At 71.9% G+C, this 22,644-nt stretch carries 21 protein-coding genes; 9 read left to right on the plus strand and 12 right to left on the minus strand.

Annotated features, from left to right (window positions below):
• Positions 1-17: 17 nt before the first annotated feature.
• Positions 18-719 carry a 16S rRNA (guanine(527)-N(7))-methyltransferase RsmG gene (gene rsmG, locus ACYVAK_RS04510; RefSeq protein WP_461058386.1) on the minus strand — a complete coding sequence of 234 codons (702 nt, stop codon included), beginning with the start codon at positions 717-719 and terminating at the stop codon, positions 18-20.
• Positions 720-845: 126 nt separating this feature from the next.
• On the opposite strand from rsmG, the gene ACYVAK_RS04515 reads away from it, so the two are divergent.
• The 4 genes from ACYVAK_RS04515 to ACYVAK_RS04530 all read left to right on the plus strand — a co-directional run bounded on the left by ACYVAK_RS04515 (position 846) and on the right by ACYVAK_RS04530 (position 6,682).
• Entirely contained in the window at positions 846-1,835 is a 990-nt protein-coding gene (locus ACYVAK_RS04515) for an NAD-dependent epimerase/dehydratase family protein (RefSeq protein ID WP_461058388.1), read from the plus strand.
• A gap of 78 nt (positions 1,836-1,913) precedes the next feature.
• Positions 1,914-2,699, plus strand: a complete 786-nt coding sequence (locus ACYVAK_RS04520) for a ParA family protein (RefSeq protein ID WP_461058390.1) — start codon at positions 1,914-1,916, stop codon at positions 2,697-2,699.
• Positions 2,696-3,589 carry a ParB/RepB/Spo0J family partition protein gene (locus ACYVAK_RS04525; protein ID WP_461058392.1) on the plus strand — a complete coding sequence of 298 codons (894 nt, stop codon included), beginning with the start codon at positions 2,696-2,698 and terminating at the stop codon, positions 3,587-3,589. Before ACYVAK_RS04520 ends, ACYVAK_RS04525 begins: the two co-directional genes overlap by 4 nt.
• A gap of 111 nt (positions 3,590-3,700) precedes the next feature.
• Positions 3,701-6,682, plus strand: coding sequence for a putative metal-binding motif-containing protein (locus ACYVAK_RS04530; RefSeq protein WP_461058394.1), 2,982 nt, complete (start codon positions 3,701-3,703; stop codon positions 6,680-6,682).
• A gap of 67 nt (positions 6,683-6,749) precedes the next feature.
• Here ACYVAK_RS04530 and ACYVAK_RS04535 read toward each other — a convergent pair whose 3' ends face one another.
• Complete coding sequence (locus ACYVAK_RS04535) at positions 6,750-7,505, minus strand: ParA family protein (RefSeq protein ID WP_461058395.1); 756 nt, start codon at positions 7,503-7,505, stop codon at positions 6,750-6,752.
• Positions 7,506-7,789: 284 nt separating this feature from the next.
• On the opposite strand from ACYVAK_RS04535, the gene rpmB reads away from it, so the two are divergent.
• Both rpmB and rpmG read left to right on the plus strand, forming a co-directional pair.
• Entirely contained in the window at positions 7,790-8,026 is a 237-nt protein-coding gene (gene rpmB, locus ACYVAK_RS04540; protein ID WP_297865251.1) for a 50S ribosomal protein L28, read from the plus strand.
• A 12-nt stretch (positions 8,027-8,038) separates the two neighbouring features.
• The gene (rpmG, locus tag ACYVAK_RS04545; protein ID WP_297865250.1) at positions 8,039-8,203 is read left to right on the plus strand and encodes a 50S ribosomal protein L33; all 165 of its coding nucleotides are present in this window, start codon (positions 8,039-8,041) and stop codon (positions 8,201-8,203) included.
• Between the two features lie 66 nt (positions 8,204-8,269).
• Here the strand turns inward: rpmG and ACYVAK_RS04550 are convergent, their stop codons facing one another.
• From ACYVAK_RS04550 to ACYVAK_RS04565, 4 genes are all read right to left on the minus strand, one after another.
• A complete protein-coding gene (locus tag ACYVAK_RS04550) occupies positions 8,270-9,295 on the minus strand; it encodes a GGDEF domain-containing protein (protein WP_461058398.1) in 1,026 nt (341 codons plus the stop codon).
• Positions 9,296-9,379: 84 nt separating this feature from the next.
• Entirely contained in the window at positions 9,380-10,999 is a 1,620-nt protein-coding gene (locus ACYVAK_RS04555; RefSeq protein ID WP_461058400.1) for a sodium/solute symporter, read from the minus strand.
• 2 nt (positions 11,000-11,001) lie between these two features.
• Positions 11,002-11,259, minus strand: a complete 258-nt coding sequence (locus tag ACYVAK_RS04560) for a hypothetical protein (protein ID WP_461058402.1) — start codon at positions 11,257-11,259, stop codon at positions 11,002-11,004.
• 11 nt (positions 11,260-11,270) lie between these two features.
• On the minus strand, positions 11,271-12,650 hold the full coding sequence (locus ACYVAK_RS04565; protein ID WP_461058403.1) for a DcaP family trimeric outer membrane transporter: 1,380 nt from the start codon (positions 12,648-12,650) through the stop codon (positions 11,271-11,273).
• A gap of 179 nt (positions 12,651-12,829) precedes the next feature.
• Here ACYVAK_RS04565 and acs point away from each other — a divergent pair, with 179 nt between their 5' ends.
• The gene (gene acs / locus ACYVAK_RS04570; protein WP_461058405.1) at positions 12,830-14,782 is read left to right on the plus strand and encodes an acetate--CoA ligase; all 1,953 of its coding nucleotides are present in this window, start codon (positions 12,830-12,832) and stop codon (positions 14,780-14,782) included.
• A 7-nt stretch (positions 14,783-14,789) separates the two neighbouring features.
• Here the strand turns inward: acs and ACYVAK_RS04575 are convergent, their stop codons facing one another.
• Positions 14,790-15,686, minus strand: coding sequence for a LytTR family DNA-binding domain-containing protein (locus ACYVAK_RS04575; protein WP_461058407.1), 897 nt, complete (start codon positions 15,684-15,686; stop codon positions 14,790-14,792).
• A 141-nt stretch (positions 15,687-15,827) separates the two neighbouring features.
• Between ACYVAK_RS04575 and ACYVAK_RS04580 the strand changes: the two genes are divergently transcribed.
• Complete coding sequence (locus ACYVAK_RS04580; RefSeq protein ID WP_461058409.1) at positions 15,828-16,505, plus strand: outer membrane protein; 678 nt, start codon at positions 15,828-15,830, stop codon at positions 16,503-16,505.
• Positions 16,506-16,530: 25 nt separating this feature from the next.
• Here the strand turns inward: ACYVAK_RS04580 and ACYVAK_RS04585 are convergent, their stop codons facing one another.
• Genes ACYVAK_RS04585 through ACYVAK_RS04600 form a run of 4 tightly spaced genes read right to left on the minus strand, consistent with a single transcriptional unit; the run spans position 16,531 to position 20,639 of the window.
• Positions 16,531-17,238: an ABC transporter ATP-binding protein gene (locus tag ACYVAK_RS04585; RefSeq protein ID WP_461058411.1), complete on the minus strand. Its 708-nt coding sequence runs from the start codon at positions 17,236-17,238 to the stop codon at positions 16,531-16,533.
• Entirely contained in the window at positions 17,228-18,460 is a 1,233-nt protein-coding gene (locus ACYVAK_RS04590) for an ABC transporter permease (protein ID WP_461058413.1), read from the minus strand. The genes ACYVAK_RS04585 and ACYVAK_RS04590 overlap by 11 nt, the downstream gene beginning before the upstream one ends.
• On the minus strand, positions 18,457-19,650 hold the full coding sequence (locus ACYVAK_RS04595) for an efflux RND transporter periplasmic adaptor subunit (RefSeq protein ID WP_461058415.1): 1,194 nt from the start codon (positions 19,648-19,650) through the stop codon (positions 18,457-18,459). The genes ACYVAK_RS04590 and ACYVAK_RS04595 overlap by 4 nt, the downstream gene beginning before the upstream one ends.
• A 38-nt stretch (positions 19,651-19,688) precedes the next feature.
• Entirely contained in the window at positions 19,689-20,639 is a 951-nt protein-coding gene (locus ACYVAK_RS04600) for an SDR family NAD(P)-dependent oxidoreductase (protein WP_461058417.1), read from the minus strand.
• 97 nt (positions 20,640-20,736) lie between these two features.
• Here ACYVAK_RS04600 and ACYVAK_RS04605 point away from each other — a divergent pair, with 97 nt between their 5' ends.
• Entirely contained in the window at positions 20,737-21,387 is a 651-nt protein-coding gene (locus ACYVAK_RS04605) for a response regulator transcription factor (protein WP_461058419.1), read from the plus strand.
• A 19-nt stretch (positions 21,388-21,406) separates the two neighbouring features.
• Here the strand turns inward: ACYVAK_RS04605 and ACYVAK_RS04610 are convergent, their stop codons facing one another.
• Entirely contained in the window at positions 21,407-22,615 is a 1,209-nt protein-coding gene (locus ACYVAK_RS04610) for a PQQ-dependent sugar dehydrogenase (RefSeq protein ID WP_461058421.1), read from the minus strand.
• Positions 22,616-22,644: the final 29 nt, after the last annotated feature.

Raw genomic sequence — 22,644 nt, forward strand, 5'->3', positions numbered from 1 at the left:
GCGCGTCCGCCGCGCGCTCAGCCGCGCCGCACCTCGACGAGGTGCCGTTCGCCCTCCAGCCCCGGCACGGCGAGCCGGTGCACCGGGCCCACCACCCAACCGGCCGGCAGCTCGGCGATTTCCCCGGCGGGATGCACGCCTTTCATCGCCAGCAGCCGGCCAGCCGGCGCCAGCAGGTGGCCACCGACCGCGAGGATGCCGGCGAGGCGGTCGAGCGCGCGGGCGGTGATCGCCTCGAAGGCGCCGGGTTCCGCCACCGCCTCGGCGCGGGACTCGAGCACGCGCACGCGTGGCGAGAGGCCGAGCTGGCGCACGCACTCGCGAAGGAAGCGCGCTTTCTTGCCGTTGCTTTCCACCAGTGCGACGGCGAGGCCGGGCGTGGCCAGCGCGAGCGGCAGGCCAGGAAGGCCCGGCCCGGTACCGAGATCGGCGAGGTTGGCGAGACCACGGACCTGCGGGGCCATGGCCAGTGAATCCAGCAGGTGCTTCACCAGCATCTCCTGCGGATCGCGGATGGCGGTGAGGTTGTACGTGGCGTTCCAGCGCACCAGCAGCGCCAGGTAGGCCAGCAGGGCGCCGGCCAACGTCCCGTCGTCCCCGGTCACCGGGGCGGCACGCTGCACCGCGGCGGCGGGGTCCAGCCCGAGGGCCTGGAGGCCGCGCTCGAGGGCGGCACGGAGGGAGAACGGGTCGAAGGCGGGCGTCGGCGAAACGGTCATCCCCCATTGTCGCCGAACCGCCTCGTCAATCGGCGTCACTGGCGGCGACGACGCGACCCGGCTCACGTTCCGTGGTCGGCGGATCGGCCAGCCTCGCCTGCCCCCCCCCCTGCGCGAGCCCGCCCCATGGCCGAAGTCCTCCTCACCGGCGCCACCGGATTCGTCGGACGCCACCTCCTGCGCGAGCTCGTGTCCGCCGGCCATTCGGTGCGGGGCGTCTCCCGCTCGGAGTCGGGTGATGCCGCCATCCGCGCGCTGGGCGGGGAGCCGGTGCGCGCCTTGCTGGGCGAGGACAGCCCGGCGGAATGGGCCCTGCTGCAGGCCGCGGTCGAGGGCTGCGAAGCCGTCTTCCACACCGCCGCCGACACCACCCAGTGGCGTCCGCACAACCCGGTCCAGACCCGCACCAACGTGCGCGGCGCCGAACTGCTGCTGCGCGCGGCGGAAGCGGCCGGGGTGCGGCGCTTCCTGCACACCAGCTCGGTGTCGGCCTACTCGCATCTCGTCCACGGCGTGCTGCGCGAGGACGTGCGCCAGCGCGGCGGCGAAAGCTGGGTGAACTACGAGCGCACCAAGTTCCTGGCCGAGCAGGCCGTGCGCGGATCGCGGGTGCCTTGGGTGGTGTTCCAGCCCTCGCACATCCTGGGCCCCGGCGACACCCGCAACTGGGCGCGCCTGATCCTGCTGGTCGACCAGGGCAAGCTGCCGGGCGCCCCGCCGGGCTCCGGCGCATTCGCGGATGTCCGCGAGATCGCCCAGGCCCAGGTACGGGCCTTCGAGGACGGCATCGAGGGCGAGGCCTTCCTGCTCGGCGGTGCCCACGCGAGCTTCGTCGAGCTGATCGGCATGATCGGCCAGCGGCTCGGACGCAAGGCGCCGAGCCGCGCCACGCCGGCCTGGGTGCTGAAATCGGTGGCGTGGGCCAGCGACGCGCTGTCGCGGGTGACGGGCAAGATGCCGGACATCACGCCGGAAGCCGCGGTCTTCCCCTGCCACGACCTGAGGGTGGACTCGTCGAAGGCCATCGCCCGGCTGGGCTACCACGAGACCCCGCTGCCGGAGCTGCTCGACGCCACCATGGCCAGCCTGCGCGAGGCCGGCCTGCTCCGCGGCTGAGCCGGGGCTCCGGAGCGCTGTGGCATCATCCACGGCCTTGCCGGCGCCCACGCCGGCTGCACGGAACTCGCCTCGCGCATGGCCCGCATCCTCGCAATCGCCAACCAGAAAGGCGGCGTCGGCAAGACGACGACGGCCGTCAACCTGGCCGCCGCCCTCGCCACCACCCCGCGCCGCGTGCTGCTGGTCGACCTCGACCCGCAAGGCAACGCCACCATGGCCTCGGGCGTCGACAAACGCGAGCTCGAGGCTTCGATGTGCGAGGTGCTTCTGGCCGAAGCCAGCGCCGAGGCGGCCATCGTCACCACGCCGGAAGGCTACGACCTGCTGCCCACCAACATCGACCTGACGGCGGCCGAGATCCGCCTGATGGACGAGTCGCAGCGCGAACAGCGCCTGAAGAACGCGCTCGACACCGTGCGCGAGCGCTACGACTACATCCTGATCGACTGCCCGCCCTCGCTGTCGCTGCTGACGCTCAACGCGCTGGCCGCAGCCGATGGCGTCATCGTGCCGATGCAGTGCGAGTACTTCGCGCTGGAAGGCCTCTCCGCGCTGGTCAACACCGTCAACGCGCTGAAGCAGAAGCTGAATCCGTCTCTCGAGATCAGCGGCATCGTCCGCACCATGTACGACGTGCGCAACAACCTCGCCAGCGCCGTGTCGAACGAGCTCACCGAACACTTCGGCGACAAAGTGTTCCGCTCGATCGTGCCGCGCAACGTGCGCCTCGCCGAAGCGCCGTCGCACGGCCGCAGCATCATCGGCTACGACCGGGCCTCGCGCGGCGGCATCGCCTACCTCGGGCTCGCCGGCGAGATCGTCCGCAACGAGAAGAAGCTGGCCAAGGAGGCCGCGCGATGAGCACGAAAGCACGCGGCCTCGGCCGCGGCCTCGACGCCCTGCTGGGCACCGGCAACAAGGGCGCCAAGGCCGACGAACCGGCGCCGGGCGATGTGCTGAAGACGCTGCCGATCGGCCAGCTGCAGGCCGGCAAGTACCAGCCGCGCCAGCATTTCGAAGCCTCGGCGCTCGACGAGCTGGCCGAGTCGATCAAGGCGCAGGGCGTGATCCAGCCCATCCTCGTGCGCGCGGTCGGCAAGGACCGCTACGAGATCATCGCCGGCGAGCGCCGCTGGCGCGCCTCGGAGCGCGCCGGCCTCGCCGAGGTGCCGGTGGTGCTGCGCAAGGTCGACGACCGCGCCGTCATCGCGATGGCGTTGATCGAGAACATCCAGCGCGAGGACCTGAATCCGCTGGAGGAAGCCCAGGCCCTCGCCCGCCTGATCGACGAATTCGCCCTGACCCACCAGCAGGCCGCCGAGGCCGTGGGCCGCTCGCGCGCCGCCGTGTCGAACCTGCTGCGCCTGCTCGAGCTGCCGGAAGCGATCCGCGCGCTGGTCGATGCGCGCAAGCTGGAGATGGGCCACGCCCGTGCGCTGCTCACGCTCAATCCGCAGGCCGCCGTCGCGCTGGCGCAGCAGGCCGCCGAGGAAGGCTGGAGCGTGCGCGAGGTCGAGCGCCGCGCCCATGAACTGGCGGCCGGCAAGCTGCCGGAGACCAAGCCGGGCAAGAAGCCGGCGGCGAAGCGCGACGCCGATGTCGCCCAGCTGGAACGCGAGCTCGGCGAACTGCTGGGGACGAAGGTCGAGATCAAGTCCGGTCGCGGCGGGAAGGGCCAGCTGGTGCTGCACTTCCACGGCAACGAAACGCTGGACGGGCTGCTCGAGCGCCTGCGAGGCCCGTCACCCTAGGGCGTCGGATCGCGGCTTCCGTGGCGCCCGTCACGGATTGTCAACGAGCGTCAACCCTGTGACGGGTTGCCCATTACGCTGACTGGCGCCCACGGAGTCCCCCCCCCCCCCATGACCCGCTCCTCCCCCCGTTTCGCGGCGCTGTGCACCGTCGCCGCCCTCGTCGCCGGTCCCGCCACGGCGGCCAACCGCAACTTCAGCGCCGCGCTTGCCCCGATGCTGGAGGCGACGCGCGACTACGTCCTGGTGGACGAGGGCAGGGCCAAGTCGGCAACCCCATCGATCACCAACGCGGGCTGCAATCCCTGCTGGGGCGAGGTCGTGCGTTACACCACCTTCTCGTCGCCGGTGAAGACCTTCGACGCCCACCGCTACGACGGACGCGACGTCGTGCTGCTGGTACCCGTCGACCATCCCCGCGCGGCGCGGGCGACGCCGGAGCGCATCCGCACGCTGGTCGACCGGCTCGACCTGATCCACGCCACCTACCGTGAGCTCCTGGGCTGGGAGCCGACGCGCAGCCGCGACCCGCTCGGCAAGCAGATCGCCGCGATCCTTCCGGAAGACCGCAGCGACTTCTACGGCCTCGCCTTCGTCCCCGGCGACAGCTCCGAGTACAGCAATGCCGTACTGGGCGAGGACAGCTTCGACGACGACATCCTCGGCAACGTCTTCGTCCATGAACTCGCGCACAACTTCGATCCGATCCGGCACTGGGACTTCGGCCCCGATGCCGCGCACGACTGGACCACCTTCATGCAGGTCTGGACGGCGCGCCGGCTGGCACGAATGGACGAGGGCGGCCGCAGCCGCTGGGAGCGCGAGGAGGCCAACCAGACCACCCGGCGCTGGTCGCTCTGGCAGTCCGACCCGGCGCGCTACACGTTCGCGCGCTGCGCGGTGCAATCGCCCCGACCGCAGGACTGCCAGGACAACGTCAACACGATCACCGGCGTGCTGATGGCCACGCTGGCGCGCCACGTCGACTCGCCGGCCACGATCCGGCAATGGCTGCGCACGGTGCGCGCCGATGCAACCCGCCCCGACACCGCGGAAGCGCGCAGCGACTACCTGCTGCGCACCCTGGCCGACGCCACGCGGACCGACACGCGCTGCGCGGCGCAGCACTTCCGCTTCCCGGTCGGGCCCGGCCTCGCGGCGGCCGCGGCCTACGCCACGCCCTTCCCCGGCTGCCTCGACAGCGACAACGACGGCTTCCGCCGCTTCGATGATTGCGACGACAGCCGCGCCGACGTGCGCCCGGGCGGCACGGAGATCGTCGACGGCCGCGACAACACCTGCGACGGCATCGTCGACGAGCGCCTCGTGCGCGAGGCCGACGTGGGCGAGTTCAGCGACAACGGCTTCAACGGCACGCCGATCGGCACGCAGCCGGTGGCCGTCGAGGGCGCAATGGCCTCGACCAGCGACCGCGATGCCGTGCGCTTCGACAACCCCCTGGCGGTGAACCGCGCCCAGGTCCGACTGTGTGCCACCGGCGACCGCATGAGCCTGGCCGGTCTCACGCCCGAGGGCGTGCTCTGGGGCCCCTTGGCCACCGCCGAGGCGGGCAGCTGCACGACGATGGGCACGAACAACCGGAGCTATCGGGGCTTCCGCGTCGAGCGAGCCGGTGCAAGCACGGGCGCGGCAAGCTGGCGCCTCGAGATCGCCGCGAGCAGCGAGGGATGGCCGCGCCCGCGCCCCGTGACGCTCAGCACCGACGGCGGCAACGGCGTCCGGGCCACGGTGGACCCTGCGCGTATTCCTGGCGGCACGGCCGGCGTGGAAGTGCGCTGGACCGCCAGCGGCAGCGGCGTGCTGAAGGCGGGCCCGCTTGCCAATGCCGACAGCCTGGTCGGCCCGCCGCTCCCCGCGGCATCCATGGATCGCGCCAGCATGGAACGCCACCAGTTGCGGGCCCAGCTGTTCCGCGACGGCCTCCCCATCGAGGAACCCAGCCGACCGTTCACGGTCGCCACCGAGGGGTTCGCGCTGAGCTCCGGCGTCATGGTGTCCTCGGCGCTGCCGCCCGGTCGCAGCGAAGAGCGCTGGTTCATCGACGTGCCGGCGAACGCATCGCGCCTGAGCGTCACCGGCACCAGCGCGCAAGGTCTCAGCGTGCACGCGGCACGCGTGGCCGCACCGGCCCCCGCGGCCGCCCCGCCCTCGATCGTCCCGGCGCCCGCGCGCAACCTCGCACAGGCCAGCGCCTCGACGAACGCCGGCAGCGCGAACCTCGTGGTCAACGCCCCGGCGGCGGGTCGCTGGTACATCACGCCGACCAACAACGGCACGCAGGCCGCGAGCTACACGCTGCGCGCCACGGTGGAGGCGACGCCGCCCGCCATCCGCGCCGGCGGCTACTTCAATCCCTCGCGCCCCGGGCACGGCCTGTTCGTGCATCCCGCGGGAGGAGAGTGGGCCGGGCTCTGGTACACCTACGAGGCCGACGGCCAGCCCCTCTGGTACTACCTGCAGGGCAATGCGCCCGGCGCCAATGGCCAGTGGAACGGCGTCATCTACCGCGCGCGCTGGGACGGCGCCGCCGCCCAGCTGCGGCCGGTCGGCAATGCGGTACTGACGCCCGGCGCCGAGAACGGCTTCAGCTTCAGCTGGAACCTCGACGGCGTGGCGGGCAGCGAGGCCTTCCGCCCGTTCGGGCGCGGCTGCCCGACCCTCGGCGGCGGCGCGGCCGTGAACGCCAGCCAGCATTACTTCGACCCCGCGCGCGCCGGCAGCGGCTACAGCGTGCAGCTGATGACGGCGCCGGCGGCTTACGAGTTCTATGCGGCATTCGTCTACGACGGCGCCGGCCAGCCGCGCTTCCTCGTCGCGGAACGTGGCGGTGCCGGCGCGCGCGACGAGGCCGTCGCGCTCGAGCAGCTCCGGGGCTTCTGCCCGTCCTGCACGCATGCCGCCGTGACGCGACGCTCCGCCGGTACGCTGCGCCGCACCTACTCGGCGAGCGGCGTGCTCGAACGCATCGTGGTGCAGGCGGGCTTCGGAAATGGGCTGTCGGGCGAGTGGAACGTCACCGACGTCGTGCAGATGCTCGACGGCAACCGGCGCGCGCAGGGCTGCGCGCCCTGATCGGCTGCGGGCCGCACGCCGCGGAGCCGGGTCGGATCAACACCGGAACGGGGCGCGGGAGCGGCCCTCAGGTCCAGTCGACGACGCCGAACTCGTCGAGCAGCTCGTCGCAGAGCACGGCCCACTCGTTGGCCACCGCGCTGTTGCTCGGGTTCCGCCACACCGGCTTCTTGGCGGCCAGCGCATCGGCCACGGCGATGGCGCGGCGCAGGTAGGGCGTGCGCACCTTGAACTGCTGGGCGAGACGCGCGGCCGTCTGCGCGTGCTGCTTGGCCCGCGGGTTGATGGCGTTGATGACGAACTCGGCCGGGGCGAGCCCCGGGTTCATGTGCTCGCCGATCGACACCGCCTCGGCCAGCAGGGAGGCCACGCCATCGACGGCATAGCTCTCCGGCTGCAGCGGGATGACGAGGCGCTGCGAGGCGGCCAGGGCCGCCGTGAGGCGCAGGCCGATCGCCGGCGCGGTGTCGATGACGATGACGCTGAACTCCTTGTTGAGCGTCTTCAGGTGGCCGATGGCGGTGAAGGCCTGCGAGAGCTGGCCGCGATCGGTGGCATTGAGGGCCGCGGTGGCCGGCAGCACGGCGATGTTCGGGTCGACGCCGGGCATCGGCACCGGCACGCCGTCGGCGGAAAACAGGCGTTCGGCGCCGTCCGCCTTCAGGGCCTTGCCACGGTCGGCGAGGGTGCCGGTAAGGTTGCCCTGGGCGTCGAAATCGACCGCCAGCACCTTGTTGCCGCGCTCCGCGGCCCGGAAAACGAGGTGCGCCGCCAGCGAGGTCTTGCCCACGCCGCCCTTGTGGTTCGCCACCGTCACGATCATGCGGATCTCCCCTGTGCCGACCCCGCCGAGTGTCGGCGGGATGGACCCGGGGTGGCAACGGTGCCCGGCCCGCCGCCTGAACGCGGCCCCGGATCGACTTGTCCACAGGGCGCGGGGCTGGCATAGTGCGCGGCTCCCTGCGTCCGGCGTTGGCCGGACCGGGGATCCTCCGCCTCACCGCCTACGCGGGCCTGCGCCCACCAGGGCACGGCCACCAAGGCCACGGGGCGGGCCGAAGCCACCCAGGCAATGGGCGGCACCCACGCAGCACCCAGGAGGGCCACATGGGCCGCAAGTGTCAGCTGACCGGCAAGAGCGTGATGTCGGGCAACAACGTTTCGCACGCGAACAACAAGACCCGCCGTACCTTTTCGGCGAACATCCACGAGCGCCGCTTCTGGGTTGCCAGCGAGAACCGCTGGGTGAAGCTCAAGATTTCGGCGAACGCCCTGCGCACGATCGACAAGAACGGCATCGACGCCGTCCTCGCCGAGCTCCGCGCCTCCGGCGTCAAGGTCTAAGGGAGAACCACCATGGCTTCGAAGCGCGACAAGATCCGTCTGGTGTCGACGGCCGGTACCGGCCACTTCTACACCACCGACAAGAACAAGAAGACGATGACCGGCAAGTTCGAGATCAAGAAGTACGATCCGACGATCCGCAAGCACGTCGCCTACAAGGAAGCGAAGATCAAGTAAGCCTCCGGCCGAACGATCCGCTCCGCGAAGAACCCGCCTGCCAAGGCGGGTTTTTTGTTGGACGGGTCAAGGCCGGCCGCCGTCCACCACCACCCGGTTCCGGCCGCCGCGCTTCGCCTCGTAGAGCGCGTCGTCGGCACGCTGCAGGGCGGCTTCCGGCGCCTCCGCGCCCTGCCACCAGGCCGCCGCGCCGATGCTGACGGTCACCGTACCGGGAGCGAGTCCTTCGCCACCGGCGGCGACGGCGCAACGCAAGGTTTCGGCGAGCACGCGGAGCCGCCCCTCGTCGTGCTCTCCCGCCAGGACGGCGAATTCCTCGCCGCCGAAGCGATACAGGGTGGCGCGACCGCCCCACGACGCCGAGTGCAGCGCGCGCTGCAGAAGCGCGGCGACGGCGACCAGCACCCGGTCGCCCTCCAGATGGCCGCGCTGGTCGTTGATGCCCTTGAAGTGGTCGATGTCGGCCAGGAGGACGCCGAGGCGGCTCGGCGGCCCGCGCGGCGCGCGCCGGCGAGCCAGGGCCTCGTTGAAGCGGCGGCGGTTGAAGCATCCGGTCAGCCCATCGCGCTCGCCGACCTCGCGCAGCATGACGCCGGCGCGCTCTTCCAGCAGCGCGTACGTCGTGACGAAGCAGACCATCAATCCGTAGACGCTGGCGAATCGCACCACGTCGATGGGGGCGATCTGCAGCATCGCGACGCCACCGGCGAACGCGCCGAAGACGATCATCGCCACCATCGCGCGCCAGGCCGGCAGCAGGAAGACCACGACGACGGGGAAGAGGTAGCCCCAATAGTGCAGGGGGCGGCCATGCCACCAGCCGAAACCGACGGCGAAGACGATCAGCCCGAGGATCACGCTGAAGAAGGCCATGGTGCCCAGCCGCCGCGGCAGGCCGAGGAGGCCGAGCAGGCTCGCCGCGTTGAGCGCGAAGACGAGCCAGGCCAGCTTCGCGGTGTCCGGAAAGCCCAAGGAAGTGTTGAGGAGGCCGAGCGCGAGCATCAGCGTCGACATCAGGGCGACCAGCACCAACGCCACGCGCCAGCGCAGCGTCTCGCGGGTCTCGGCGTAGCTGGAACGCGTGGTCGGCATCCACCCCTCCCCGGGCGTGCGACCAGCGTAAACGAGCACGGCGCCCCGTAGGGCGCCGTGCCATGCCGCGCAGAGGAACGTCGATCAGGCGTCGCGGTGGGCCATCGCCATGAACTCGCGGGCGTTGCCCGTGTTCCTGGTCGCGAGGCTGGTGACGACGATCGACAGGAGGGCCGCCGGGACGCCATAGAGCGCCGGGTTGCCGAGCACGCGGATCCCCATCACCTCGGGCACGCCGGCGAAGCGCGCGAAGGTGAAGACGAGCGACACCACGAGGCCGACGACGAGGCCAGCGATGACGCCCTCCTTCGTGAGGCCCTGCCACCAGACGGAGAGGATCAGCACCGGGGCGAAAGTGCTGGCGGCAATGCCGAAGCACATGGCCACGAGGACCGCGACGTTCTGGTCCTTCAGCCAGACCGAGGCCAGCGACGCGATCACGGTCAGCACCACCGCGCCGACCTTGGCGAACACGAGGCGCTCGCGGTCGCTGCTGTTCGGGCGGAGCACGCCGGCGTAGACGTCGTGCGACAGGCTGGTGGTCATCGAGATCAGCAAGCCCACGGCCGTGCTGAGCATCGCCGCCATCGCGCCGGCCGCGATCAGGCCGAGGCCCACCTCGCCGCCCAGCTCCATGCCGAGCAGGGGGATCGCCATGTTGGTGGCGCGGCCACGGTCACCGGCGGCGAGCATCTGGATCAGCTCGTCGTAGAGGATCATCATCGTCGCGAAGCCCACGAACAGCACCGTGATGTAGAACACGGCCAGGCCGATGATCGTCAGCTGCGCGCCCTTCTTCGCGTCCGTCGCATCCTTGACCGTGTAGAAGCGGATCAGGATGTGCGGCAGGCCGGCGACGCCGAGCAGCAGGCCGAGCACCAGGCTGAGCTGGCTCCAGACGTCGGGCACGGCGAGGCCGGGTGTGAGGGCGTTCGGCAGATCGGCGAAGCCTTGGCGCACGGCCTCGGCGAGGACGAACGGACCATGGGTCGCGCCTTCGGCCGCGGGCGGCACAACGACCTGGCCGATGACCTTCACCGCCTCGGTCGGCGGCGCGGCGTCCATGGCCTGGCCGATGATCGCGAACGGGTTGCCGCCGAAGTACAGGACGGTGGCGAGCACGAACAGGATCAGCATCGCCGCCAGCAGGATCACGCCCTGGATGGCCTGGTTGTACGTCGTGCCCATCATGCCGCCGAGGATCACCATGAGGCCCATGGTGACGGCCGAGACCACCACGGTGACGTTGTAGTCCCAGCCCAGCAGCAGCTGGAACAGGTGGCCGGCACCGACGATCTGCGGCACCAGGTAGAGCGTGCCGATCACCACCGTGGTGGCCATGGCCAGGAACTTCAGGCTGCGCCCGCCGAAGCGGCCGACCAGCACGTCGGCGACGGTGAACTTGCCCGAGCTCTTCAGCGGGCCGGCCAGGGCGACGAGCACGAAGATCCATGCGCCGAAGAAACCGATGGCGACCCACCAGCTGTCGACGCCGGCCAGGGCGATGGCGCCCGCCACGCCGAGGAAGCTCGCGGCGCTGCAGTAGTCGCCGAACATGGCCCAGCCGTTGAGGCGTGCCGAGATCTTGCCGCCGGCGACGTAGAAGTCGGTCGTCGTGCTGGTGAAGCGCTTGCCCCACCAGCTGATGTAGACGACGAGGGCGAGGCTGACGGCAAGGATGGAGAACGCGATGGGATTGTCCATGCTCAGCCTCCCTGGTCCTGCGCGAGGCACAGGCGCGTGACGATGATGCCGACGACGAACACCAGCAGGCCGGTGTAGATCGCCAACGGGATGCCGAAGATCAGGATGCCGGCGATGTCGGCGAATGCAGCGGTGGCGATCACCGCCGCCGAGAAGTAGACGGTGCAGAACAGGGCGAGAAGCGTGATGGCCCGCCACAGCTTGCGCTTGACGGCGGCCTCGTCGAAGGCGACCGGCGCGCCGGGTGTCTGGGTGCTCATGGGTGGGGTCCTCAGAAGTTGTAGCGGACGTGGAAGTGCAGGCGGGCGAGGTCGCCCTCGCTGCCGTTCTCGAGCCAGCGACGGCCCAGCCGTCCCTCGAGGCCGACGTCGACGCGGGGGAAGGGGCTGTAGACGAGGTTGGCCGCGACGGACCCGACCTTCTCCGTGGCACCAGCCCCGCTCAGGCCGATGTCGTTGTCGAAGGTCGCGAGGCTGCCGTAGAGATTGCCGCGCAGCTTCGGGTTGAAGACGTGCCGCACGCCGGCGAACCCGGCCAGCATGTCGACCGCCTCGAGCCGGTTGCCTGCATCGAGCAACACGTCGGGCGCGATGCCGAGGCCGACGTAGCGGCTGATGCCGCGGCCTGCGGTGAGGCCGAAACGCAGGTCGTCGCTGCCGCTGATCACGCGACGACCGGTGATGGACAGGCCATAGCCCGCGCCCGCGTCATCGATGCCCGTGGTGGTCTCGTGGCGCAGCTCACGGAGGACGCCGGCGACGCTGAGGTGGCCCCAGTCGCCACGCCGGGTCCAGCGCGCGGTCAGGTCGGGCAGGCGGTTGTCATCGGAGGAGATGCGCGCGCCGTTGCCGCGGAAGCTTCCGACCGTCGTCTCCGGGTTCTCGAGCGCGAAGGCCCAGGCCCCCGAGGTGTAGCGCACCTGCGCCTGGCGCACGAACACCGTGCCGTCGGTGGCGCCGATCAGGTCGATGGTGTCGACCAGCGAGCCGGGATCCTGGAAGTTGCTCCAGTTCTGGCCGACCATCCACGGGCCCCAGCTGGCCCAGGCGTGGCGCACGGTGACGCCGTAGGTGTTGGTGGTGGCCTCGGCGCCGAGCGCGCTGCCGAACAGGTCGAACTCGAGGTAACCGCGCACGGGCGTGCCGCTCTCGGTGCTCGCGTCGCTGCTGAACCAGAATCGCGAGAACTGCGCGGTGGCATCGAGGTCCACGCCCTCGTCGGGGCCGCCGACCGGCGTGGCCGATGGCACGTAGAGCAGCCGGGCGTTGCTGGCGTCGGGAATCTCCCCACCGTCGGTGCTGGTGGCCACGCCCTCCATCTTGATGAAGCCGCCGAACGAGAAGCGGGTGCCCGGCCAGCCGGCCGTGTTGATCGGCGTGGTCTGGATCGCCGGCGCGGCGGGCGCAGGCCCGGCGGCGGGCGCGGGCGCGGGCGCGGACGACGCGGCGCTCGCAGTCGCCGGCGCCGACGACTGCGCCATCAGCTCGCGCACCATCTGCTCGAGCGCCGCGATGCGGGCTTCGAGGGCCTGCTCGCGCTCGCTCTGGCTGGCGGCGGTGGGCGCCTGCGCCTGCAGGGCGGCGGGCGCGAACGCGGCGGCGAGCACCAGGGCGGTCGCACGCGCCAAAGGACGGATGTGGTTTCGTTGCATCGGCTCTCCCCTTCCGAACGGGTGGTTTCCCAGTCCGTGCAGGCTCCACCGGTGCCAGGGCCTCGGCCATTCGCCTTTGGTCGAAAGCCCGCGGGCGTTCCACCAAAGTCGAAGGCGCGGCGCGAGACAGGTGCCGGCCCGCATCGCACACTCCTGCCATCCCGAGATGGAGACGACCGATGGCCACCCCCGACGAGCGCCTGCCCGTTCCCGCCGCCTTCGCCGCGAAGGCGCACTACACCAGCGCCGGCACGGCACACGTCCGCGCCACCGTCGAAAGCGATGCGGACGCCTGGTGGCGCACCCTGGCCGAGCGCCTCGAGTGGGTGCGCTTCCCGACCGAGATCGAGGACGTCGACTTCGACCCCGAGCGCTTCCGCATCCGCTGGTACGGCGATGGCGAACTGAACGTCGCCGCCAACTGCCTCGACCGCCAGCTCGCCGCGAACGGCGACAAGACGGCGATCCTGTTCGAACCCGATGACCCGAACGCACCGGCGCAGCACATCAGCTACCGCGAGCTGCACGCCCGCGTCTGCCGCCTCGCCAACGCCCTCACGAACCTCGGCGTGAAGCGCGGCGACCGCGTCACCATCTACCTGCCGATGATCCCGGAAGCCGCCGTCGCCATGCTGGCCTGTGCGCGCATCGGCGCCGTGCATTCCGTGGTGTTCGGCGGTTTCGCGCCGCACGCGGTGGCCGACCGCATCGCCGACTGCGGCAGCACGCTGGTGATCACCGCCGACGAAGCGCGCCGCGGCGGCAAGCGCATCCCGTTGAAGGCCACCGTCGACGAGGCCTTGACGATGCCGGGCACCACGACGGTCTCGACGGTGCTGGTGGTGCGCAACACCGGGGCCGCCGTGCCGATGCAGATGCCGCGCGACCGCTGGTACGAGTCGGTCGTGGAAGGCCAACCCGACACGCACGCGGCACCGGCGATGGGTGCGGAAGACCCGCTGTTCATCCTCTACACCTCGGGCTCGACCGGGAAGCCCAAGGGCGTGCTGCATACCTCGGGCGGCTACCTCGCTTGGGCGAGCTGGACCTTCCATGCGGTGTTCGACCACCAGAAGGACGACGTCTTCTTCTGCACCGCCGACGTGGGCTGGATCACCGGCCACAGCTACCTCGTCTACGGCCCCCTGAGCAACGGCGCCACCAGCGTGATGTTCGAAGGCGTGCCCACGTGGCCGGACAGCGGCCGCCTGTGGGACATCGTCGACCGCCACGGCGTCACCATCCTCTACACCGCCCCCACCGCGATCCGCGCGCTGATGCGCGACGGCGACGAGCCGGTGAAGAAGCGCTCGCGCAAGACGCTCCGCCTGCTCGGCACCGTGGGCGAGCCGATCAACCCGGAAGCCTGGCGCTGGTACCACCGCGTGGTGGGCGACGAACGCTGCCCGGTGGTCGACACCTGGTGGCAGACCGAAACCGGCGGGATGCTGATCGCACCCCTGCCGGGTGCCGTCGAAGCGAAGCCGGGCTCCGCCACCCTGCCCTTGCCGGGCGTGCGCCCTGCGCTGGTCGATGCGGACGGCAGGATCCTCGAAGGTGCGACCAGCGGCAACCTCGTCCTGCTGGGCTCTTGGCCCGGCCAGATGCGCAGTGTGTACGGCGACCACCAGCGCTTCATCGACACCTACTTCAAGGCCTACCGCGGCATGTACTTCACCGGCGACGGCTGCCGCCGCGACGAGGACGGCTACTACTGGATCACCGGCCGCGTCGACGACGTCATCAACGTCTCCGGCCACCGCATCGGCACGGCGGAAGTGGAGAGCGCGCTCGTGTCGCACGCCAAGGTGGCGGAGGCCGCGGTCGTCGGCTTCCCGCACGACATCAAGGGCCAAGGCATCTACGCCTACGTGACGCTGAAAGCGGGCATCGACATGGACGCCGCGCTGCTGGCCGAGCTCAAGCAGCAGGTGCGCCACGAGATCGGCCCCATCGCCCAGCCCGACCACATCCAGTTCGCCCCGGGCCTGCCGAAGACGCGCAGCGGCAAGATCATGCGCCGCATCCTGCGCAAGATCGCCGAGAACGCGCCCGACCAGTTGGGCGACACGAGCACGCTGGCCGACCCGGCGGTGGTGCAGCACCTGGTGGCGCACCGGCTGGTGCGCTGAGGCCGACTCACGCCATCGGATCGATCACGAACCCGCTGCCGAGGCGCTCGCGCACCTCGGCGAGGCGGCGCCGGCTGATCGGCACGCGCTCGCCGCCGCGCAGCTCGCAGGCCCAGCCCTTCGCGCTCTTCGACACGCGCCGCAGGTGCGCGAAGGCGATCCAGTGCGACCGATGGACGCGTAGGCCGGTATCGGGCAAGGCGGCCTCGACCTCCGAGAGACTGCCCAGCACCGTGGCGCGGCCCAACGTGGTGCGGACCTGCAGGTAGTGCAGGTCCGCATCGATGCGCACGAGGTCGCGGCCGATGGCGGCGGGCAGGCGTTCGAAGAAGGGCGATGCGAGCGGGTCGGGCGTTGGCGTGATCGGGGCATCGCCGATGCCGGCGTCGACATCGACGGGATCGACTTCTCCGACCACCGGCGGGTGCGACGCGCCGCCCAAGGGCGCCACTGTGGTCTCGCGGATGACCGTCGGCGCCAGCGGCACGAGGTTCAACAGCGCCCAGCTGACGAGGTAGCTCGGGGCGAGCTGCAGCCATTCGGCCGCCACGGCGAGCGCGCCGCCCGCCGCCTCCCAATGATCCAGCACGTCGTCCGGCGGGCCTTCCGCCGGCATCGGGAACAGGCGCTCGAATCCGAGCGCCAACGGGGCGAAGGCGAGGCTGCCCAACAGGCCGCCCGCCAGCAGGCGTGACCACGACGGCGACGCGCGCAGCACGGGCCAGCGCGCCGCGGCATGGGTGGCCGCGATGGCCAGCGCGAGCCCGACGCCGATATGCACGGCCCAGACCGCCCAGGCGGCGAACCAGGGCAGCGCCCGCGTCGGTTCCGGTTCGAGTTGGGCGAACAGCAGGGCCAGGACGATCACGACGATCGGCCAGATGCGGGCGTAATGGGCGGTCATGGCGGGAGTTTAAGTCGGCCGTTCGTGCAGGCGTCGTGCCACTCGTGCAGCCGGCACGGGGCGGTCACACCAGCGGCGACTCCGCTTGGTCAGCGTAGGGGCACCGCGCACCCCGGCGCGGCCTGACCCGGAGACCCCGAGATGACCCGACACCCGACCCCGAACCGCCCCGGCCGTCGCGCCGCCCTCTGCCTTGGGTTGGCCCTGGCTGCCGCGCCCGCCGCGCACGCCAGCGACGAGGGCCTTTACGCCACCGCCCTGCTCGGCCTTGCCAACCAGTCCGACCAGACCATGCGCTGGAGCGGCGTCGGCGCGCCGCCCATCGGCACCCAGTCGCGCAACGTGGCCCTCGACAGCGGCTTCCTCGGCGGCGGCGCCCTGGGCTGGGCCTTCGGCAACGGCTGGCGGATGGAGGGCGAGTTCGTCTACCAGAGCGTGGGCGCCGGCAACCCCGGCTTCGCACCCCCCGGCCCGCAGGGCAACGGCGACAACTTCGCCTCGACCAGCGCCGCCGTGAACCTCCTCTACGACGTCGACCTGTTCGGGTCGGACAAGGCCAAGACGTATGTCGGCCTCGGCTATGCCCGGCTGACCGAGGTCGACATGGACATCGGCGGCTCGTCCTACAGCGGCAGCGGCGACGGCTTCCAGGTGCTCTTCGGCGCGCGCTACGACCTCGGCGAGAACCTGTTCATGGATGCCGGACTGCGCTGGCTGGACGCCGGCAAGGTGAAGCTCGACGCGGAACGCGGCAGTGGCCGGATCGAAACCGACTACGCGCCCTGGGCCCTGACCGTCGGGCTGGGCTGGCGCTTCTGACCGGTCTCGCCGCCGCGAGGCCCGTTCAGGCCATGCGCCGGGGCCCGTCGTGGACGATGCGCCCGTCGACCAGCTCGATCACCCGGTCGCAGCGGTCGGCGAGGCGCGGGTCGTGGGTCACGACGAGCACGGCGAAGCCGCGCTCGGCGTGCAGGCGCCGCATCAGCGCGAACACCTCGTCGGCGGTCTGCGTGTCGAGGTTGCCGGTGGGCTCGTCGGCGAGCAGCAGGGCCGGCCGCGCCATCAGCGCGCGGACGATGGCGACGCGCTGCTGCTGGCCGCCGGAGAGCGCCATCGGCTTGCGGTCGGCGAGCGCGCCCAAGCCCACGGCGTCGAGCAGCTCCTTCGCTTCGGCGACGAGGGCCGGCGTGGGCCGGCCTTCGCGGGCCAGCCTCGGCATCATCACGTTCTCGAGCGCGGTGAAGGCCGGCAGCAGGTGGTGGAACTGGAAGACGAAGCCGATGGCCTCGCCGCGCAGCCGCGTGCGGGTGTCGTCGTCGAGCGTGCGCGTGGGCTGCCGGAGCAGTTCGATCTCGCCCTCGGTGGGCGAGTCGAGCTGGCCGAGCAGGTTCAGCAGGGTCGTCTTGCCCGAGCCGGAGGGGCCAATGAGTGCGGCGAACTCGCCGCGGCGCAGTTCGAAGCCGAGGCCGTGCAGCACCTCGATCTCGCTGGGCAGGCCGACGTTGTAGCGCTTGCGCACGCCGTCGAGGCGCAGGACGAGCTCATCCGCCACGCATCGCCTCCACGGGGTCGAGTCGCGCCGCGCGCCGCGCCGGGGCCATGGCCGCCAGCATGCCCACCACCGTGGCCATCGCCGAGGCGCCAACGAACAGCGCGGGCGTGACGACGAGGGCGAACGCACCGCGGCCGGAGCGGGCCAGGCCCATCAGCTCCCACAGGCCGAGCAGCCCCGCGCCGATCAGGCAGCCGAAGGCCGCGCCGATCAGGCCGACCAGCGCGCCCTGCAGCAGGAACACCCGCAGCACCTGGCCACGCTGCGTGCCCATCGCGCGCAGGATGCCGATCTCGCGGCCGCGCTGCACCACGCTGACCGCCAGCACGCTGGCGATGCCGAAGGCGGCGGAAAGACCCACGAAGACCTTGATCAGGTTCGTGGACATGCTCTGCGCTGCCAGCGCGTCGAGGATGTTGCTGTTGAGCGTCATCCAGCTTTCGGCCTGGATGCCAAGGCGCGCGGCGATCCGCTGGGCCACGTCTTCCGCCTCGAAGATCCCGCGCACGCGCAGATCGATGCTGGTGGCGCCACCCGGCAGGTCGAGCAGGCTCTGCGCCGGCTTCATCGCGAGGTAGACGAAGCGGCCGTCGAGGTCGCGCACGCCGAGTTCGAACAGTGCGACGATGGTGAACACGTCGCTGCGGCCGTCGCCGGTGTCGAGGCGGATGCGGTCGCCCAACCGGGCGCCGAGGTCCTTCGCGAGTTCGCGGCCGATCGCCACGTCGTTGCCGACGATGCGCCAGCGCCCTTCCTGCACATTGTCGGGCACGGGCACGATGCGCACGTAGCGCTCCGGGTCGATGCCCATCAGCACCACCGCGCGGCTGGCCGCGCCGCGGCGGGCCAGCGCCGGCCCCGAGACCAGCGGCGAGATCGCCGTCACTTCGGGAAAGCCCGCGAGGGCGGTTTCGATGCGCTGCCACTGGTCGACCGAGCGCAGGCGCTGGGCGCGCTGGTCGATGCGGGACAGCACCGCGGCCTCGCCATCGAGGCGAAGCGGCCGGGCCACCTCGTCCGGCGCGCTGATGCGGATGTGCGCCTGCGTGCCCAGCGTGCGATCGATGATCTGCTTCTGCAGGCCGCCGATGAGGGCGGTGAGGAAGACGATGACGGCCACGCCCACCCCGATGCCGGTGATGATCAGCAGGGTCTGGGCGCGGCCCTCCCGCAGCAGGCGGGTGGCCAGCGTCCACTCGAACCAGAGCCGCGACACGCTCATTCGGCCGAAGCGACGCGCACGCGGGCGCCATCGGCGGGCGCACCGGCCAGCGGCAGCACGGCGTCGCCTTCGGCGAGCCCTTCGAGCACCTCGACGCGGTCCACGCCGCGCAGGCCCAGCGTGACCGGCACGCGCTGCACGCGCCCCTCGCGGACGACGAGTACGGTCGGAGCCCCGGCGCTGTCGCTCGCATCGACGGCGTCGATCGGCAACACCAAGGCGCGCTCGCGACGCCCGACTTCGATGTCGATGGAGACGGTCATGTCCTGCCGCAGCGTGGCCGGCGGCTCCGGCACTTCGACGCGGACTTCGACGGTGCCGGTCTGCGGGTCGACGGCCGGCGCGATGAACACCACGCGCGCCGGCAGGCGCTGGCTGGGGAAGGCGTCCGCGGAGACGAGGGCCGACTGGCCTTCGGCGAGGCGGTCGAGGTTGCGTTCGTCGACCTGCGCGACGACGAGCAGGTCGCCCTCGCGGGCGAGTTCGACGATGCCCCGTCCGGCCTGCACGACATCGCCGGGCTCGGCGAGCCGGCGCAGCACGGTGCCGGCCACGCGCGTGCGGATGACGGTCTGCGCCAGCGCCGCCTCGGCGCTGGCGACGCGATCGCGCAGCAGGCGTTCGGTGCTCCCGCCGGGGCCGGAGGCGCGGGCCTGGGCTTCGGCGGCCGCCAGCGCCGCCTCCGCCACGCGGCGGGCCTGCGCCGCCTGTTCGGCGCGATCGCGGGCGACGAGGCCCTTCGCCGCGAGTTCGGCGAAGCGGGCGGCGTCGCGACGCGCCTGCTCGGCCGCGCCACGCGCCTGCACCAGGGTCGCGGCATCGACGACGCGTTCGCGCTCCAGCAGCTGGGCCAGGGCGGCCCGTGCTTCATCGAGGCGGGCCCGCTCCTCGTCGTCGGCCAGGCGGGCCACGATATCGCCAGCGGCCAGGCGATCGCCTTCGCGCGCCGGGCGCTCGACGACGGTGCCGGTGATCTCGCTGCCGACGGTGACGCGCGACGGCGTTTCGACGCGGCCGGTGGCGACCACGTTCGCCACCAGCGCACGGGCTTCGACGCGATAGGCCTCGACCGTGGGGCCTGCGACCCAGGCCGGAAGGCGCAAGGCCAGGAGGAGGAGCAGGACCACCGCGATGGCCCAAGGCCAGCGGCGACGCCATGCGGACGGGAAGTCGCGGGGGAAGGAAGGCATGCGACGAGCGTAACGCAGCGCCGATCCCGCGAAATCGCTCAGGCCGCCGCGGATCGACGCTTGCGGACCGATGCCGCGCGTTGGCGGAGGGCGCTCACCAGGTCGGCGGCGCTCGCGCCGCCACGCGTCATGGCGAAGGCGTGCTCGGTGTCGCGATGTCGGTCGAGCCAGAGCCCGCCCTCCGGGTGCGGTTCGGGGCGGGCGGCCGCCAGCCAGAGCACGGTGTCGGCCCCCTGCCCGGCGTTGCGGAGCACGCGACGCATGACGCGCCGGAAGCCCGGCAGCGCCGTGCGCACGCCGTCGGTGTCCACCCATCCCGGGTGCATCGCATAGGCGCGCGGGCCCTCGCTGTCCGCGTTCCAGGCACGGGTGAGCTCGATCTGCGCCCGCTTGTGCTGGGCGTAGGCCATGAAGCCATCGTGGTCCGACGGTTCGCGCGCTTCGAGGGCGTCGAGATCGAGGCGCGCACCGTAGGCGCCGCCCGAGCTCACCGAGATGATCCGGCTGCCGGCATCGAGCGCCGCGGCCTCGCGCAGGGCGGCCGTCAGGGCGAAGGGCACGAGGAGATTGGTCGCGAAGCTCGCCTCGAGGCCCTCGGGCGTCCGTCGGTGCTCGTGCAGCATCACGCCGACGTTGTGCACCAGCACGTCGAAACGCGGCGCGCGCACCGCCCAGGCCTCCGCCTCGGCGACACTGGCGAGGTCGATGCGCGCGGCGTGCAGGCGGCGGCCGTCAGCGCCGGCCTCCCGTCGCAGGGCCTCGATCTTGGCGGGGTCGCGGGCCAGCGCATGCACCTCGGCGCCGGCGCGCAGGGCCCCGAGGGCGATGGCCCGACCGATGCCGCCGCTGGCCCCGGTCACGCACCAGCGCTGGCCACCGAAGTCGAATGGCGGGCAGGGGCGTGCGGCCACGCGGCGGCGATGGCCGACGGTGGAAAACGGGACCGCGAAGCGGGTGTAGAAGACGAGGGAAGCGAGCGTTTTCAGCATGTGGCGAGCATGACGGACGGGCCGCCGAAGCGCGGTGATGGGCGCGCCAGCGCGAAGTGAGGGCGCACGGCCGCGCCGGGGACGTTACGCTCCGCGCATGCGCCTGCTGCTTGCCGACGACCATCCGCTGTTCCGCGACGCCCTGACCCGGCTGGTCGGGGCCTTCTGGCCCGGCGCAGCGATCCATACCGCCGCCGATGCCGAAGGCGTCTTCGCGCTGGCCGAGGCCCATCCGGACGCCGACCTGCTGCTGCTCGACCTGACCATGCCGGGGGCGCGCGGCTTCTCGGTGCTGGTGCATCTGCGCGCCCAGCATCCGGCGCTGCCGATCGTGATGGTGAGCGCGCGCGACGACGCCGAAACGCAGCGCCGCGCGCTGGACCACGGGGCGGCGGGCTTCCTGTCGAAGTCGGCCTCGCCCGAAGCCATGCAGCGCACGCTCGATGCGGTGCTGGCCGGCGACCGGCCGCAAGCGCCCCCAGCGAGCCTACCGGTCGGACCGGATGAACGCGCCGTGGCGGCTCGCATCGCTACGCTCACGCCCGCGCAGTTCCGCGTGCTCAGCCGCGTCGCGGCCGGCCTGTTGAACAAGCAGATCGCCTGGGAGCTCGGCATCGGCGAGGCGACGGTGAAAGCGCACATGGGCGCCGTGCTGGACAAGCTCGGCGCCACGAACCGCACGCAGGCGGTGCTGATGCTGGGCCAGCTCGGCCTCGAACCGCCGGCACCGATCCCCGACGAGGACTGAGCCCGGCGGCGCGCCTGCGTCAGGGACGGGCGCGCTCGATGGCCTGCGGCGCGGCCGGCGTCGCCGCTGCCGTGGCCGGCACGAAGCGCAGCACGCGGCCGGCCTTCTCGTCGGTCAGCACGTAGACGAAGCCCTCCGGGCCCACCTCCACGTCGCGCACGCGCTGGCCGACGCGCAGCGCCGTCTCGCCCTGCACCCGGCCGGCGTCGTCGAGGTCGATGCGGCGCACGTCGAGGCTGACCAGCGAGCCCGAGAACAGGTCGCCGCGCCAATCGGGGAAGGCCTCGCCGGCGTACACGGCAAGGCCGGACGGCGCCACGGCGTTGTCCCACAGCAGCACCGGATCGACCATGCCGTCGCGGCGCGTGGCCTCGCCGACGGGCTCGGCGGTGACGTAGTCGCGGGTCAGGCTGACCAAGGGCCAGCCGTGGTTGTTGCCGGCCCGAACGCGGTTGAGTTCGTCGCCGCCGAGCGAGCCGTGCTCGGTGGCCCATACCGTGTTCCGCGCGGCGTCGACGGCCAGGCCCTGGATGTTGCGGTGGCCCATCGACCAGACGCCCACGGCACTGCCGGCGAAAGGCGTGTCCGCCGGTGCGCTGCCGTCATCGTTGAGCCGCACGATCTTGCCCAGATGGCTGGCCGGGTCCTGCGCCTTCTCGCGGACGAACGCGCCGTCCAGCATTGTCGGCGGGTTGCCGCCGTCGCCGATCGAGACGAGCAGCGAGCCGTCGGGCAGGAAGGCCAGCCGCGAGCCGAAGTGTCCGGCCGCGGGCTTGGGCGAGTTGCTCTCGAAGATCACCTCGAGGCCTTCCAGCGCCGTGCCGGTGAACCGTGCCCGTGCGACGCGCGTGGTGTTGGCCTCGGGCGTGCCGTGCGCGTAGGTGAGGTACACGAGGCGGTTGTCGGCGAAGCCGGGATGCACGGCGACGTCGAGCAGGCCGCCCTGGTTCTGCGCGAACACCACGGGCACGCCGGGCACGGGCTCGGGCTGCAGCAGGCCGTCGCGGATCACCCGCAGGCGCCCGGGACGCTCGGTGACCAGCGCGCTACCGTCGGGCAGGAAGGCGAGGCCCCACGGGTGCTCGAGGCCTTCGATCCAGACCTCGCGGCGGGCGCCGGTCTGGATCGGCACGTTGCGCGCGGAGAGCACGGTGCCCTCCGGCATGGCGGGCGCGGGCGCCGCGGTGGTGGCGAGGCTGGCGGCAAGCAGGGCGGCGGTCAACGGCATGGGGAAAGGCATCAGGGCACGGGTGTCGC

The sequence above is a fragment of the Silanimonas algicola genome (assembly GCF_054777375.1).

Excerpts from the sequence above, each read along its gene's own strand:
- ACYVAK_RS04575 (WP_461058407.1), bottom strand. The coding sequence starts at position 15,686 with ATGACCGCCCATTACGCCCGCATCTGGCCGATCGTCGTGATCGTCCTG.
- rpmB (WP_297865251.1), top strand. The coding sequence starts at position 7,790 with ATGGGCCGCAAGTGTCAGCTGACCGGCAAGAGCGTGATGTCGGGCAAC.
- ACYVAK_RS04605 (WP_461058419.1), top strand. The coding sequence starts at position 20,737 with ATGCGCCTGCTGCTTGCCGACGACCATCCGCTGTTCCGCGACGCCCTG.
- ACYVAK_RS04580 (WP_461058409.1), top strand. The coding sequence starts at position 15,828 with ATGACCCGACACCCGACCCCGAACCGCCCCGGCCGTCGCGCCGCCCTC.
- ACYVAK_RS04565 (WP_461058403.1), bottom strand. The coding sequence starts at position 12,650 with ATGCAACGAAACCACATCCGTCCTTTGGCGCGTGCGACCGCCCTGGTG.
- ACYVAK_RS04590 (WP_461058413.1), bottom strand. The coding sequence starts at position 18,460 with ATGAGCGTGTCGCGGCTCTGGTTCGAGTGGACGCTGGCCACCCGCCTG.
- ACYVAK_RS04555 (WP_461058400.1), bottom strand. The coding sequence starts at position 10,999 with ATGGACAATCCCATCGCGTTCTCCATCCTTGCCGTCAGCCTCGCCCTC.
- rsmG (WP_461058386.1), bottom strand. The coding sequence starts at position 719 with ATGACCGTTTCGCCGACGCCCGCCTTCGACCCGTTCTCCCTCCGTGCC.
- ACYVAK_RS04525 (WP_461058392.1), top strand. The coding sequence starts at position 2,696 with ATGAGCACGAAAGCACGCGGCCTCGGCCGCGGCCTCGACGCCCTGCTG.
- rpmG (WP_297865250.1), top strand. The coding sequence starts at position 8,039 with ATGGCTTCGAAGCGCGACAAGATCCGTCTGGTGTCGACGGCCGGTACC.
- ACYVAK_RS04530 (WP_461058394.1), top strand. The coding sequence starts at position 3,701 with ATGACCCGCTCCTCCCCCCGTTTCGCGGCGCTGTGCACCGTCGCCGCC.
- ACYVAK_RS04600 (WP_461058417.1), bottom strand. The coding sequence starts at position 20,639 with ATGCTGAAAACGCTCGCTTCCCTCGTCTTCTACACCCGCTTCGCGGTC.
- acs (WP_461058405.1), top strand. The coding sequence starts at position 12,830 with ATGGCCACCCCCGACGAGCGCCTGCCCGTTCCCGCCGCCTTCGCCGCG.
- ACYVAK_RS04610 (WP_461058421.1), bottom strand. The coding sequence starts at position 22,615 with ATGCCGTTGACCGCCGCCCTGCTTGCCGCCAGCCTCGCCACCACCGCG.
- ACYVAK_RS04550 (WP_461058398.1), bottom strand. The coding sequence starts at position 9,295 with ATGCCGACCACGCGTTCCAGCTACGCCGAGACCCGCGAGACGCTGCGC.
- ACYVAK_RS04515 (WP_461058388.1), top strand. The coding sequence starts at position 846 with ATGGCCGAAGTCCTCCTCACCGGCGCCACCGGATTCGTCGGACGCCAC.
- ACYVAK_RS04520 (WP_461058390.1), top strand. The coding sequence starts at position 1,914 with ATGGCCCGCATCCTCGCAATCGCCAACCAGAAAGGCGGCGTCGGCAAG.
- ACYVAK_RS04535 (WP_461058395.1), bottom strand. The coding sequence starts at position 7,505 with ATGATCGTGACGGTGGCGAACCACAAGGGCGGCGTGGGCAAGACCTCG.
- ACYVAK_RS04560 (WP_461058402.1), bottom strand. The coding sequence starts at position 11,259 with ATGAGCACCCAGACACCCGGCGCGCCGGTCGCCTTCGACGAGGCCGCC.
- ACYVAK_RS04595 (WP_461058415.1), bottom strand. The coding sequence starts at position 19,650 with ATGCCTTCCTTCCCCCGCGACTTCCCGTCCGCATGGCGTCGCCGCTGG.